The following is a 13,362-nucleotide window of genomic DNA, read 5'->3' as shown; positions in this document are numbered from 1 at the left end:
AGCTGACGGACTGCCGGTATGATACGGGCGGCGCGTTTCTCGTCGCACGAATAACTGCCACGGGTTTTCCCGACCCTCGTGCAATTTCCTATCGATTTCGCACCAATGAACAGACGGTTCGCCTCGATCGCGTTGATTGCCGCCGGCGCCAGTTTCGCCAGCGCGAATGCTCGCGCCGACTGTTTCGACGAGGCCGCCAAATATCAGCAGGTCAATCCGCTGATCCTGCGCGCGATCGCGTGGCAGGAATCGCATAACCGGCCCGACGCGCTGAACAAGAACACGAACGGCTCGGTCGACTACGGGCTGATGCAGATCAATTCGATCCACCTGCCGACGCTGTCGCGCTACGGGATCGGCCGCGACACGCTGATGGAGCCGTGCAAGAACGTCTACATCGCCGCGTGGCATCTCAAGCAGAAGATGAACCGCTACGGCAACACGTGGCAGGCCGTCGGCGCCTATCATTCGGAAACGCCGTCGCTGCGCGACAAGTACGCGCGGCAGATCGCCGGCATCCTGACACAGTGGAAACTGCTGCCGCCCGCGCAATGACGCCGTGCCGCAGCCCGGCCTGATGCCATCCCGGCCGGCGCGCGGCGTTTGATGCACAATGCGGGCTTACGCCGCAATTTCGGCGTCCGCGGGCCGATCGTGCCCTGAAGGGCGCCGCGGCCGCTTTTTCAATTTTTCCGTTGGTGCAAATCGTTATGAATCCGGCAATGAAACAGCCGTTGCCCGTCACCGTGCTGTCCGGCTTTCTCGGCGCCGGCAAGACCACGCTGCTCAACCATGTCCTCGCGAACCGCGCGGGCCTGAAGGTCGCGGTGATCGTCAACGATCTCGCGGCAGTCAACATCGACGCGTCGCTCGTGCGCGACGCGCAGGCGCTGTCGCACGTCGAGGAACGCCTCGTCGAAATGTCGAACGGCTGCATCTGCTGCACGCTGCGCGACGACCTGCTGGTCGAGATTCGCACGCTCGCGGCCGAAGGCCGCTTCGACGCGATCATGATCGAATCGACCGGGATCGCGGAGCCGATGCCGATCGCCGAAACCTTCACGTTCGTCGACGACGACGGCACGTCGCTGTCGAGCATCGCGCGACTCGACACGCTCGTCACCGTGGTCGACGCGTACAACTTCCTGCGCGACTACGGCTCGGACGACGCGCTCGCGACGCGCGGTCTCGCCGCATCGGAAGAGGACGACCGCACGCTCGTCGAGCTGCTGATCGAGCAGATCGAGTTCTGCGACGTGCTGGTGATCAACAAGGCCGACCTCGTGAGCGCCGACGACCTCGCGCGCCTGCGGCACATCCTCGCGCGCCTCAATCCGCGCGCGCACCAGGTCGTGTCGACGTTCGGCGAAGTGCCGCTCGGCGAAGTGCTGAACACCGGCCGTTTCGATTTCGACGAGGCCGCGAATGCGCCGGGCTGGCTCGCGTCGCTCGATCACGATCACACGCATTGCGACGACCCCGACTGCCACGGCGAACATCATGCGCACGTGCACGGCGAGGCCGACGAATTCGGCATCGGCAATTTCGTCTACCGCGCGCGCCGGCCGTTTCACCCGGCACGGCTCTGGGCGCTGCTGCACCAGGAGTGGCCGGGCGTGCTGCGCAGCAAGGGCTTTTTCTGGCTCGCGACGCGCAACGACATCGCGGGCTCGCTGTCGCAGGCGGGCGGCGTATGCCGGCATGGCCCGGCGGGTCTCTGGTGGGCCGCGCAGGATCGCGCGGAATGGCCGGACGACGACGAGCTGCTCGCCGAAATTCGCACGGAATGGCAGGGCGATATCGACGATCGCACGGTCGGCGATCGCCGGCAGGAACTCGTGCTGATCGGCATCGCGCTCGACGCCGACGCGTGGCGCGCGAAACTCGACGCCTGCCTGCTGACCGATGCGGAATTCGCACTCGGCGCGGCGCAATGGCAAGCGTTCGACGATCCGTTCCCGGCGTGGGATGTCGATTCGCACGACGACGACGACGATCAGGGCGACACGCAGATCGTGCATGTGTAACGCGTTGTAAAACCAAGCGTTAAATCTTGCAAGAGAGGCTCGGACTGTGGCGAAAATGCCGCGCGCGCCCAACAAAAAACCCGCCGAAAGGCGGGTTTTTCTTGGAACAGGCGCTGGATTAACGCTTGTTGACGGCGTCCTTGAACGCCTTGCCAGCCGTGAACTTCACCGTCTTGGCAGCCGGGATCTTGATGGTTTCGCCGGTCTTCGGGTTGCGGCCCGTACGTGCTGCGCGCTTGCCCGAACCGAAGCTGCCGAAGCCGATCAGCTGAACCGCATCACCCTTCGACACGGCCTTCTTGATCACTTCGAGCAGCGTGTCCAGCGTTTCGCCGGTTTGAGCCTTGCTGGCGCCCGTTTGGGCGGCGACGGCGTCGATCAGTTCCTGTTTGTTCATTAAGGTTCCTTTATCAGGTTAGGTTGACACGAACAGCGCGAACGCGCCGATTATACGTGCGCGAACCGTGCCGTCGAGAGTCAGACTCCGACGACACAGCGCCGAATCCTGGCCCGCGCGACGCGCCCTCCGGTTTGCCGGCGGCCACCCCGCGGTACGGCGTTGCTATGATAGCGCAGCGCAAACCCAATAACGACAAGGGTTTCAAAGATTTTCATCGGTATTTCGCCGAATGAATCACTGATTGCCCGTTTTTTGACCAGCGCCAACCGGACAGGACGCGCAGCGCGGTCCGCCCATGCGCCGCCTCGTTGGCCTTTTCCAGCGACCGGACGGACGGCCCCGCGCAATCCCTTGCCAGGCTTGGCTGCCACGTTTTTTGTTTCGCATGCCAGACAGACTCGTTCCCGCCACGCTTGCATTCCGCGACGACGGCACCCTCATGTCGCCCGAGTACGGCGACATCTATCACAACGTCGCGGGCGCGCTCGCGCAGGCGAACCACGTGTCCGTCGCGGGCAACCGGCTGCCGGCGCGCTGGCAGGGCCGCCGCACGTTCACGATCGTCGAGACGGGGTTCGGCGCGGGCGCCAACTTCCTCGCGACCTGGGCCGCCTGGCGCGAGGATCCCGCGCGCTGCGAGCGACTGCATTTCGTGTCGGTCGAGAAGCATCCGTTCTCGCGCGACGACCTGCGCCGGGCCCTTTCCCATATCGTTGCGAACACAACCATATCGACCGAAGCCGCAATGCTTGCCGATGCGTGGCCGACGCTCGTGCCCGGTTTGCACCGGCTCGAATTCGAGGCCGGGCGAGTCGTGCTCACGCTCGCGTTCGGCGATGCGTTGACGATGCTGCCGAAACTCGTCGCAAGCGCCGATGCGTTCTATCTCGACGGTTTCGCGCCGGCGAAGAACCCGGACATCTGGTCGGCCGACGTGTTCCGCGCACTCGGACGCATCGCAGCCGAAGGCGCAACCTTCGCGACGTATTCGAGTTCGGGCGTCGTGAAACAGGCACTCACGGACGCGGGGTTCACGTATCGCAAGGTCGACGGGTTTGCCGGCAAGTTCGCGATGCTCGTCGGCGAATATGCGCCGCGCTGGCGCGCACGCCGGCACGAACCTCCGCGCGCGCTGCCCGTCGCGTCACGCCATGCGATCGTGATCGGCGCGGGCCTCGCCGGCTGCGCGGTCGTCGAACGGCTGGCCGCGCGCGGCTGGGACGTCACGCTGATCGAACGACACGCGCGGATCGCAAGCGATGCGTCGGGCAATCCGGCCGGCGTATTCCATCCGCTGATGACGCGCGACGACAACGTCGCGAGCCGGCTCACGCGCAGCGGCTTCCTGCACGCGCTCGCACGCTGGCGCGCACTCGAACGCGCAGGTCACGCATTCGCGCGCAGCACGCACGGGATGATCCATCTCGCCGAATCGGCCGACGACTTCGCACGGATGCGCGACGCATTCGATGCATTCGGCGCGCCGGCCGACTATGCGTCGCTGCTCGACACGGATGCCGCCCGTGCGCACCTGAACCTGCCGGTCGCGCATGGCGGCCTGCTGTTTCCGGACGGCGGCGCAATCTGGCCCGCCGGACTCTGCGCGGCGCAGTGCGCGGCGGCCGGCGAGCGCGTGCGCTTGCTCGCGTCCACCGGCGTCGCGCGGCTCGAGCGGCGGGGCGACGCATGGCATGCGCTCGACGAAGCGGGCGGCACGCTGGCCGAAGCGCCCGTCGTCGTGCTGGCGAATGCCGGAGATGCGGCGCGTCTCGCGGGGCTGCGGCACGTCGCGCTGCAACCGGTGCGCGGCCAGCTCACGCTGCTGCCGCCGGGCAGCACGAAGCCGCTCGCGTGTCCGACGATCGGCGACGGCTATGCGGTGCCGCTCGACGACGGCACGCTGCTGATCGGCGCGACGTTCGAACCGGACGACGTCGATCCCGCGATGCGGGCGGCCGGCCACGCCGAAAACCTCGACCGCGTGCGACATCTGCTGCCCGGCCTGATCGGCGACGTACCGGATCTCGACACACTGCGCGGCCGCGTGGCGTTCCGCTGGGTCGTCGGCGATCGGCTGCCGCTGATCGGCCGGCTCGCGGACGAAACGCAGGCCATCGCGAATGCGCGTGCGCTGAGCGGTGCGCAGGCGCGCGACCTGCCGCGCACGCCCGGCCTTTACGGCGCATTCGGGTTCGGCTCGCGCGGCCTCGTGTGGGCCGCGCTCGGCGCCGAGCTGATCGCTTCGCAGCTCGAAGGCGAGCCCTGGCCGCTCGAGCGCGAACTCGCCGAAGCCGTCGATCCGGCGCGCTTCCTGATCCGCGCACTGCGTGCACGCCGCGTCGGCCCGACCGGTTGACCCCCGCCATTCCCCTCACAGCTTCCCGATTTCTGTGCGCCAGGTTATCCACGCGATGCTGTGGATAACCGCACGAAATCCGCGAGCACTTCGTGTGTAATCACAGTGGACGTAAACTGGGCAACTCCGCACAGCTGTGAGACACCCCAAAAGTTACTCATCTCAAACTTCTGTGCACGAACAGCCTGTGCAACGGGTTATGGGTTCTCCAACACCTTGATCCGTCAGCGTAAACCGAAGTTATCCACAGAACTGTGCGCCCTTTGTTAACTTCTACTACGTATATATACAGGTAAACCTTTGAAACCAAAGACCTGTGGTGCCGCACAGCGCCGCGAGTCGATTCAATGGGTTCCAGACCGAAAAAGCTGTGGCACAATCGGTTTCCTTCGCGTTCATCCGGCCAGGCGCCGGACATGCTTCAATGGAACGGTCGGCACGATTTCGAATCTGAATCTTCGAGACTGCGCAGGCCGTTCACACACCAGGCCGACAATCCAGATCGGCAACCTGAGCGACTTTCCGTCGAGTGACGGAAAAGGCGGACCCCATGTCCCGCCTCGTCGACCACAGCAATCACGTTCGGGGCGATCCCTGCCGGCACGCATCCATGTCTGACGCTTGATCTCGCGTCGCTGGCGGTCGCTTCCAAAGGAGAAGTCACCACGATGAAGTCGGCGTTCTCATTCCTGCCCAACTGGCCGCTTACGCCGGATGCCGTGTTCTGGGCCGGACTCGCGTTGTTCGCGGCCGGCCTGTGCGGTGAACTGTGCTATCGCGCATGGCGCCTGCCGCGCATCACCGGTTACGCGGTGATCGGTCTCGTCGCCGGTTCGTTCGGATTCGGCGTGATCGATTCCAGCACCGACGAAACCTCGCGGCTGCTGATCAACGTCGCGCTCGGCCTGCTGCTGTTCGAGCTCGGCAGCCGTCTCGACCTGCGCTGGATCCGGCGCAATCCGTGGCTTATCGCGTCGAGCCTCGCGGAGGCCACGCTGACGTTCGTGCTGGTGCTGTTCATGATGCTCGCGCTCGGCGTGTCGGGCATGGTCGCGCTCGTGCTGTCGGCGATCGCGATCGCGACGTCGCCTTCGATGGTGATCCAGCTGAAGACCGAGCTGCGCGCGGAAGGGCAGGTGTCGCAACGCCTCATCACGCTGACCGCGCTCAACAGCGTGTATGCGATCGTGCTGACCAAGCTCGTGACGAGCTGGCTCCACCAGGAAGCCTACGGCAATGTCTTCGCGACGGTCCTGCAACCGCTCTACCTGCTCGCCGGTTCGCTCATCGTCGCGTATGTCGTCGCGCGTTCGTGCAATTACCTGTTTCGCCACATGACGTCGACGATGCGCGACGAGCATTCGTTCGTCGCGCTGTTCGGGCTCGTGATGCTCGCGATCGCGGTGGCCCAGGCGCTGAAGCTGTCGACGCTGCTCACGCTGCTGCTCGCCGGCATCATCGTGAAGAACCTCGAGGCGCGCCCGCAACTGTGGCCCGAGCATTTCGGCACGGCCGGCTGGCTGCTGACCGTGATCCTGTTCGTGCTGACGCTCACGTCGTTCACGTGGGGCGACATCGCGCTCGGCGGCCTGCTCGCGATCGTGCTGATCGTCACGCGGCTCGTCGCGAAGCTGGCCGGCGTGGTCGCGTTCGCGAAGCCGAGCGGCATCGGGATGAAGCAGGGCGTCGCGCTCGGCATCGCGCTCACGCCGATGTCCGCGCTGTCGTACCTGCTCGTCGACGATACCTACCAGCTCTACCCGAATTTCGACCCGCACCTGCGCGCGATCGTGATGTGCACGATCGTGGTCCTGCAGCTCGTCAGCCCGTTCGTCGTCTACCGCTGCCTGTCGGCGGTCGGCGAACGCAGCGACAGCAACTGATTCCGGAACCTGCCATGGCACTCGAAACCTTCGTCAATTCCGAGCCGTTCACGTTCGGCGTCGAACTGGAGATCCAGGTCGTCAACACGCACAACTACGACCTGACCAAAGCGGCGTCCGACCTGATGCGCCTGATCCAGGGCGAGACCTTCCCGGGCAACATCACGCCTGAAATCACCGAGAGCATGATCGAGCTGTCGACCGGCATCTGCCATTCGCACGCGCAGGCGGTCAGCGAACTGCACGCGATCCGCGACGTGCTCGTGAAGGCGGCCGACCAGCTCAACGTCGGGCTGGCCGGCGGCGGCACGCATGCGTTCCAGCAATGGAGCGACCGGCAGATCTACGATGCGCCGCGCTTCCAGTACATTTCCGAGCTGTACGGCTATCTCGCCAAGCAGTTCACCGTATTCGGCCAGCACGTGCATATCGGCTGCCCCGATCCCGACAGCGCGCTGTTCCTGCTGCACTCGATGTCGCGCTTCATCCCGCACTTCATCGCGCTGTCCGCGTCGTCGCCGTTCGTGCAGAACGTCGACACGGGCTTCCATTCGGCACGGCTGAATTCCGTGTTCGCGTTCCCGCTGTCGGGCCGCGCGCCGTTCGTGCTGACCTGGGACAGCTTCGAGGAGTACTTCACGAAGATGGTGAACACGGGCGTCGTCAACTCGATGAAGGATTTCTACTGGGACATTCGCCCGAAGCCCGGCTACGGGACGATCGAGGTGCGCGTGATGGACACGCCGCTGTCGGTCGACCGTGCGGCGGCGATCGCCTGCTATATCCAGACGCTCGCGCGCTACCTGCTGACCGACCGGCCGCTGAAGCTGTCGGAGGACGACTACCTCGTCTACACGTTCAACCGCTTCGAGGCGTGCCGCTTCGGGCTCGAAGGGACCTGCGTGAATCCTCAGACGGGTGAGCGCCGCACGATCGCCGAAGACATCCTCGACACGCTCGACCGGATCGCGCCGCATGCGGCCGCGCTCGGGTCGCGCGCGGCGCTCGACGAGATCGGCGCGCTCGCGAAGGCGCGCGTGAACGACGCTTCGTGGTTGAGAACCGTTTTCAAACAGGAAAAATCGCTGAATGAGACGGTCCGCCAGCAGTGCCTGCGCTGGCGCGAATGAAAAAATGTTTTGCAGATTGCAGGCTCGACCGCGTGTCGATTCACTGAAAGGCGCGCGCCGCGGTTTCAGCCCGAAATCGTTTGCAGGCGTCCTGAAAATCTGTGGATAACCTGATATTCCACTGCAAAGTCAACGATTTGCGGTCGGGATAACCCGGTGGAGCATTGCGGTCGTCCGGTTGGCCGATCCGAACAGGAAAATGCCGTCGCGTCCGTTTGCGCGGGCGCGCGGCATTGCAGGCACAACGAAAAAATCCGGTTATCCAGTGATTTTCCACAGAGCAAAGGGGATAACTTAGCTGTGCGATTTTCCGCTCTCGCTTAGAATGTCGGCTTTGCGGACACCGGATTGATGAGTGTCTTACCGGTCGCCGCGAACGCGACCGCCGCGTGTGCCTCGCGACGGCCGTGCTGACGCACTCGGAAGAGCGTGTCTGTTTTGAGATAGATTCGATCTCCACACTACGGCCGCTCGGCACTCCGGGCGGCGGCAAAGCGAAAAGACTATGAGCGAAGGCGTTTACGGGAATCAGGCTGCGGGACGTGTGACCCACAGTCTGCTGCGGTTGAGTACGGCCATGCGAAGCGAGGCATGGGATTGGGCGGAAGGCGCCGGCCTCACGCCGACGCAGGGCGAGATTCTCGTGCTGCTGCTGCAGCGCAAGGGCCCGATGCGGCTCGGCGAGATCGCGCGCGAGACGCAGTTGACCGCGGCGACCACGAGCGATGCGGTCAGCACGCTCGAGACGAAGGGGCTCGTCGAGAAGCGCCGTGCGCTGGACGACGGCCGCGCGCTGGCCGTGCGCCTGTCGGCCCGTGGCCGCACGGCCGCGAAGAAGGCGCTGCAATGGCCTGAATTCCTGACGAAAGCGGTCGGCAAGCTCGGCGCGGACGAGCAGGGCGCCCTGTATCGCGCGCTGCTGAAGACGCTGCGCGAACTGCAGGTGGCCGGCGCGACGCCGCCGCAGCGCATGTGCGTGACGTGCGCCCACTTCCAGCCGGGCAAGCTGTCGAAGAAGACCGTGCATCACTGCGCGGCGCTCGACCTCGCGATGTCCGACAGCGATCTGCGTCTCGACTGCTCGGTGCAGGAAGAAGCCGACGCGGCGACGCAGAAGAAGACCTGGAAGATTTTCGCAGGCTGACGTCCGTCGATCGACCGGGAGGCCGATGATGAACGCTGAAGTCGTGGCGATCCGCCACGTGCATTTCGAGGATCTCGGGAGTTTCGAGCAGGTGCTCGGCGAACGGGGCCGACGGGTGCGCTACGTCGATGTCGGATCGTCGCGGGTCGAGGTGCTCGACGTGCTCGAGCCGTCGCTGCTGGTCGTGCTGGGCGGGCCGCTCAGCGTGTACGACGATGCGCAGTATCCGACGATCGCGCCGCTCGCGGCGCTCGTGGGCCGGCGCATCGACGCGGGGCTGCCGATCCTGGGCATCTGCCTCGGTGCGCAGTTCATCGCCCGGGCGCTCGGTGCGCGCGTCTATCCGGCCGCGCAGCACGAACTCGGCTGGGCGCCGCTGACGCTCACCGATGCCGGCCGCGCATCGCCGCTGCGCCATCTCGATGGCGCGGCGACGTCGATGCTGCACTGGCACGGCGATACGTTCGACCTGCCGGGCGGCGCGATCCATCTCGCGTCGACCCCGGCCTGCCGCCACCAGGCATTCGCGTGGGGCCGGCACGTGCTGGCGCTGCAATGCCATCCGGAAATCCGCACCGACCGCTTCGAACCCTGGCTGATCGCGAACGCCGCCGAAATCGCGGCGACGCCCGGTATCGATGCGCGCCAGCTGCGGGCCGATACCGCACGGTACGGCCCCGTGCTCGAGGCCGCCGCGCGACGCATGTTCGCGGAATGGCTCGACGGCATCGGACTCTGACGCCGCGGGCGCCGCCACGCGCCGCGCGCGGCTTTTTCCTGTTCTGCCTGGCCGGCCACCGGCCGACCCTGACCATCCGCTTACTGCCAGGCGCGCCGTCTGCACGCTTGCGGTCCGCGTGCTACGCTCGTTCGCTCTTTCCAACCCTGGCGAACGGCTTCCATGACTGCGCTGTTTTCTCCGTTCACGCTACGAGGCGTGACCCTTCCGAACCGGATCGTGATCTCCCCGATGTGCCAGTATTCGGCCGACCGTGGTGAGGCGACCGACTGGCACATGATTCACCTCGGCCATCTCGCGCTGTCCGGGGCGGGGCTGCTCTGCATCGAGGCGACCGCCGTGGAACCCGACGGGCGCATCACGGATCGCGACCTCGGCCTCTGGGACGACGCGACCGAGGCCGCGTTGAAGCCGGTGCTGGCCGCGATCCGCCGGTATTCGCCGGTGCGCGTCGCGATGCAGTTGTCGCACGCGGGGCGCAAGGCGTCGAGCGACGTGCCCTGGCAGGGCGGCCAGCTCGTGTCCGTCGCCGACGGCGGCTGGTTGCCGCATGCGCCGTCGGCCGTGCCGCACAAGGACGGCGAGACCCCGCCGCTCGCGCTCGATGCGGCGGGCCTGAACCGGATCCGCGAAGCGTTCGCGGCCGCCGCCAGGCGGGCCGCGCGGCTCGGCATCGACGCCGTCGAAGTGCATGCGGCGCACGGCTACCTGTTGCACCAGTTCCTGTCCCCGCTCGCGAACCACCGCACCGACGAATACGGCGGCTCGCTCGAAAACCGGATGCGCTTTCCGCTCGAGATCTTCGAGATCGTGCGCGCGGCGTTCCCGGACGACCGGCCGGTCGGCGTGCGCGTGTCGGCGACCGACTGGGTCGAGGGCGGCTGGGAGCTCGACGATACGATCGCATTCGCGCACGAATTGAAGCGCCGCGGCTGCGACTGGATCGACGTGTCCTCCGGCGGCGTGTCGCCGCTGCAGAAGATTCCGCTGTCGCCCGGCTACCAGGTGCCGTTCGCGCAGGCCGTGAAGCGCGCGGTCGGCATGCCGACGATCGCGGTCGGGCTGATCAGCGATCCCGCGCATGCGAACCGGCTCATCGAGTCCGGCGACGCCGATTTCGTCGCGATGGCGCGCGCGATGCTGTACGACCCGCGCTGGCCGTGGCATGCGGCGGCCGAGCTCGGCGCGCAGGTGACGGCGCCGCCTCAATACTGGCGCTCGCAGCCGCGCGAGCACAAGGCGTTGTTCGGCGACGTCGCGTTCGGCCAGCGCTGAACGCCCGGCGCGCAATATTGCGCATGATGTTGAACGAAGCAATCGTGAACGTGTAGGATGCGGGTGATTCGCCGCATGCCCCGACGCGGCACCGTCCGGTGCCGCGTTTTCGTTTTGCGCGACGCCAGGCCGCGATCGCGGCCGTTTTGATTCAAGTCGTCTTCACAAGGATTCGTTCGATGAGTTCACGCAGGATCGCGGTGCGCCGCTCGGGAGTACACGGCAAGGGCGTGTTCGCCGTGGAGCCGATCAAGGCCGGCGAGCGCGTAGTGGAATACAAGGGCGAACGAATCTCGTGGAAGGAAGCGCTGCGCCGTCATCCGCACGACCCGAGCGAGCCGAACCATACGTTCTACTTCGCACTCGACGAAGGCGGCGTGATCGACGGCAAGATCGACGGCAACAGCGCGCGCTGGATCAACCATTCGTGCGCGCCGAACTGCGAAGCCGAGGAGGTCAAGGGCCGCGTGTTCATCCACGCGCTGCGCGACATCGGGACGGACGAGGAGCTGTTCTACGACTACGGCCTCGTGATCGATGCGAAGCTGACCAAGTCGCTCAAGCGCGAATACGCGTGCCATTGCGGTGCGTCGTCGTGCCGCGGCACGCTGCTCGCGACGTCCGGCGAGAGCAAGAAGAAGAAAAAGAAGAAGGACCGGAAGGAAGACAAGCCCGAGTCCCGATCGAAGGACAAGAAAAACAGGAAGTAAGGCAGGCGGCGGCGCGCGATGCGCCGCCGTTGTGGTTTCTGCGCAGGGCAGCCGCGTCGCGCGGCCGTCCTTTCTCCTTCGTGATCCGGCGCGCGGCCTGACCGGCCGGCCGCCGCGAATCGCTCAATGCGTCGACGCGGTGGCCGGCGCCTCGCTGGCCGGCTTCTGCTGCGTGCCTGCCGTCAGCGGCACCCTCACCACGAAGCGGGAACCGCCTTCCGGCGCATCCTCGTACGACACCGTGCCGCCGTGCATCGCGATGATGTCGTGCACGATCGCGAGGCCGAGCCCCGCGCCCGTCTCGACGCCGTTGCCGCTTTGCGCGTCGCCGCGGAAGAAGCGCTTGAACAGGTCGGCCTGCTGGTTGGCGGGAACGCCGGGGCCGTTGTCCTCGACGACGATCTCGGCGGCCGGCTGGCCGTTCTCGAGCGCGCCGCGCGCGACGTTCACCGTGATCCGCGCGCCGTCCGGCCGCGCAAGCGGCACGTATTTCAGCGCATTGTCGAGCAGGTTGGCGATCACCTCGCGCAGCAGCACGGGGTTGCCGCGCACGGTCAGTTTCTCGTCGTCGCCCGGGTCGTCGCTGCGCTGGAAGCCGAGGTCGACATGGAAGGCGAGGGCGCGGGGCACCCATTCGGCGCCCGTCTCGAACGCCATCGCGGCGAGGTCGACGTCGACGAAGCGCGCGGCCTGTTCGCCCGGTTCTGCCCGGGCGAGCGACAGCAACTGGTTCGACAGCCGCACCGCGCGGTCGGCGGCCGCGCGCAATTCGCGCACGGCAGTGAAGGTCTGGTGCGGGTCGCGCGCGACGGCCGCCTGCTCGGCGTGCAGCTTCACGGCCGTGAGCGGCGTGCGCAACTGGTGCGCGGCATCGGCGATGAACTTGCGCTGCGCGTCGAGCGCGGTCTTCAGGCGGCCGAGCAGGGCGTTCATCGCGCTCGTCAGCGGCCGGATCTCCAGCGGCACCTCGGTTTCGTCGACCGGCTCCAGCGACATGTGGGTCTGCCGGTTCAGCGAATCGGCCAGATGCGTGAGCGGGCCGAGCTGCTGGTTCACGACTCGCCACACGATGCCCCATCCGGCGAGCAGCAGCAGCAGCAGCGGCATCATGATCGCAACGAGGAATTCGGCCGCGATCCGGTAGCGGTGCCGCACCGGCTGCGCGACTTCGACGACCATCGGCTTGCCGCCGTCGACGTCGTCGACGCGCACCTGCGCGACCCGTACCGCCCGGTTGTCGTACTCGGCCTCGAACACGTACGCGTGATGCATGCGGCGTACGTTGATGCCCTGCAGCGGCAGCTTCGGATCGCCGGCGAGTTCCTGTTCGCCGTCGCTGATCCGGTAGATCAGCGCTTCGGCGGGATCGGAGAACATGGCCTGCGCGAGCGGCGGCACCGTGAACGGCGCGTCGGGGCCGGCGATCTGGATCTGTTTCGAGATGGCGGTCGCGAGATCGGCGAGCGAGCGGTCGATCACGTGCTGCGTGTATTGCCACGCGAGCCAGTAGGCGATCAGGCCACTCATCAGCGCGAGCATCGACAGCGGTGCGGCCAGGCGCCGGAGCAGCGAGCGGCGCAGGCTGGTGGTGACAGCCGGATCAGGAGACATTTCGACGGGCAAATGGATAAGCGCCGCTCACGGGGAGCGGCGCGGTCGTATGCCGGGCAGCGATACGGAGCAGCGCGCCCGCGCGGG

Annotated in this window: 11 protein-coding genes; 9 read left to right on the top strand and 2 right to left on the bottom strand. The window is 66.4% G+C overall.

The window, feature by feature from the left end; translation table 11 throughout:
- The first annotated feature begins 105 nt into the window (after window positions 1-105).
- Together GQ57_RS03500 and GQ57_RS03495 are read left to right on the top strand one after the other, a co-directional pair.
- Window positions 106-555, top strand: a complete 450-nt coding sequence (locus GQ57_RS03500) for a lytic transglycosylase domain-containing protein (RefSeq protein WP_031397114.1) — start codon at window positions 106-108, stop codon at window positions 553-555.
- Window positions 556-710: 155 nt separating this feature from the next.
- A complete protein-coding gene (locus GQ57_RS03495; RefSeq protein WP_031397113.1) occupies window positions 711-2,027 on the top strand; it encodes a GTP-binding protein in 1,317 nt (438 codons plus the stop codon).
- Window positions 2,028-2,145: 118 nt separating this feature from the next.
- Here the strand turns inward: GQ57_RS03495 and GQ57_RS03490 are convergent, their stop codons facing one another.
- A complete protein-coding gene (locus GQ57_RS03490) occupies window positions 2,146-2,424 on the bottom strand; it encodes an HU family DNA-binding protein (RefSeq protein ID WP_006401505.1) in 279 nt (92 codons plus the stop codon).
- Between the two features lie 388 nt (window positions 2,425-2,812).
- On the opposite strand from GQ57_RS03490, the gene mnmC reads away from it, so the two are divergent.
- The 7 genes from mnmC to GQ57_RS03455 all read left to right on the top strand — a co-directional run bounded on the left by mnmC (window position 2,813) and on the right by GQ57_RS03455 (window position 11,664).
- Window positions 2,813-4,783, top strand: coding sequence for a bifunctional tRNA (5-methylaminomethyl-2-thiouridine)(34)-methyltransferase MnmD/FAD-dependent 5-carboxymethylaminomethyl-2-thiouridine(34) oxidoreductase MnmC (mnmC, locus tag GQ57_RS03485; protein ID WP_034197079.1), 1,971 nt, complete (start codon window positions 2,813-2,815; stop codon window positions 4,781-4,783).
- A gap of 668 nt (window positions 4,784-5,451) precedes the next feature.
- Window positions 5,452-6,666 (top strand): cation:proton antiporter, encoded by a 1,215-nt coding sequence (locus GQ57_RS03480; protein WP_031397111.1) that lies wholly within the window; start codon window positions 5,452-5,454, stop codon window positions 6,664-6,666.
- Between the two features lie 14 nt (window positions 6,667-6,680).
- Complete coding sequence (locus GQ57_RS03475; RefSeq protein WP_034197078.1) at window positions 6,681-7,796, top strand: YbdK family carboxylate-amine ligase; 1,116 nt, start codon at window positions 6,681-6,683, stop codon at window positions 7,794-7,796.
- A 505-nt stretch (window positions 7,797-8,301) separates the two neighbouring features.
- Window positions 8,302-8,940, top strand: a complete 639-nt coding sequence (locus tag GQ57_RS03470) for a MarR family winged helix-turn-helix transcriptional regulator (RefSeq protein ID WP_031397110.1) — start codon at window positions 8,302-8,304, stop codon at window positions 8,938-8,940.
- A gap of 28 nt (window positions 8,941-8,968) precedes the next feature.
- The gene (locus GQ57_RS03465; protein WP_031397109.1) at window positions 8,969-9,679 is read left to right on the top strand and encodes a glutamine amidotransferase; all 711 of its coding nucleotides are present in this window, start codon (window positions 8,969-8,971) and stop codon (window positions 9,677-9,679) included.
- A 162-nt stretch (window positions 9,680-9,841) separates the two neighbouring features.
- A complete protein-coding gene (locus GQ57_RS03460; protein ID WP_031397108.1) occupies window positions 9,842-10,954 on the top strand; it encodes an NADH:flavin oxidoreductase/NADH oxidase in 1,113 nt (370 codons plus the stop codon).
- Between the two features lie 179 nt (window positions 10,955-11,133).
- Entirely contained in the window at window positions 11,134-11,664 is a 531-nt protein-coding gene (locus tag GQ57_RS03455) for an SET domain-containing protein (protein WP_031397107.1), read from the top strand.
- A gap of 123 nt (window positions 11,665-11,787) precedes the next feature.
- On the opposite strand, the gene GQ57_RS03450 is transcribed toward GQ57_RS03455, so the two are convergent.
- Complete coding sequence (locus tag GQ57_RS03450) at window positions 11,788-13,275, bottom strand: sensor histidine kinase (RefSeq protein WP_031397106.1); 1,488 nt, start codon at window positions 13,273-13,275, stop codon at window positions 11,788-11,790.
- Between the last annotated feature and the right edge of the window lie 87 nt (window positions 13,276-13,362).

Source organism: Burkholderia sp. MSh2, assembly GCF_000731655.1.
Classification (GTDB): domain Bacteria; phylum Pseudomonadota; class Gammaproteobacteria; order Burkholderiales; family Burkholderiaceae; genus Burkholderia; species Burkholderia paludis.
Note: the sequence above shows the minus strand (reverse complement) of the source record. Positions and strands in the feature narration are given on the sequence as shown.

Excerpts from the sequence above, each read along its gene's own strand:
- GQ57_RS03500 (WP_031397114.1), top strand. The coding sequence starts at position 106 with ATGAACAGACGGTTCGCCTCGATCGCGTTGATTGCCGCCGGCGCCAGT.
- GQ57_RS03495 (WP_031397113.1), top strand. The coding sequence starts at position 711 with ATGAATCCGGCAATGAAACAGCCGTTGCCCGTCACCGTGCTGTCCGGC.
- GQ57_RS03490 (WP_006401505.1), bottom strand. The coding sequence starts at position 2,424 with ATGAACAAACAGGAACTGATCGACGCCGTCGCCGCCCAAACGGGCGCC.
- mnmC (WP_034197079.1), top strand. The coding sequence starts at position 2,813 with ATGCCAGACAGACTCGTTCCCGCCACGCTTGCATTCCGCGACGACGGC.
- GQ57_RS03480 (WP_031397111.1), top strand. The coding sequence starts at position 5,452 with ATGAAGTCGGCGTTCTCATTCCTGCCCAACTGGCCGCTTACGCCGGAT.
- GQ57_RS03475 (WP_034197078.1), top strand. The coding sequence starts at position 6,681 with ATGGCACTCGAAACCTTCGTCAATTCCGAGCCGTTCACGTTCGGCGTC.
- GQ57_RS03470 (WP_031397110.1), top strand. The coding sequence starts at position 8,302 with ATGAGCGAAGGCGTTTACGGGAATCAGGCTGCGGGACGTGTGACCCAC.
- GQ57_RS03465 (WP_031397109.1), top strand. The coding sequence starts at position 8,969 with ATGAACGCTGAAGTCGTGGCGATCCGCCACGTGCATTTCGAGGATCTC.
- GQ57_RS03460 (WP_031397108.1), top strand. The coding sequence starts at position 9,842 with ATGACTGCGCTGTTTTCTCCGTTCACGCTACGAGGCGTGACCCTTCCG.
- GQ57_RS03455 (WP_031397107.1), top strand. The coding sequence starts at position 11,134 with ATGAGTTCACGCAGGATCGCGGTGCGCCGCTCGGGAGTACACGGCAAG.
- GQ57_RS03450 (WP_031397106.1), bottom strand. The coding sequence starts at position 13,275 with ATGTCTCCTGATCCGGCTGTCACCACCAGCCTGCGCCGCTCGCTGCTC.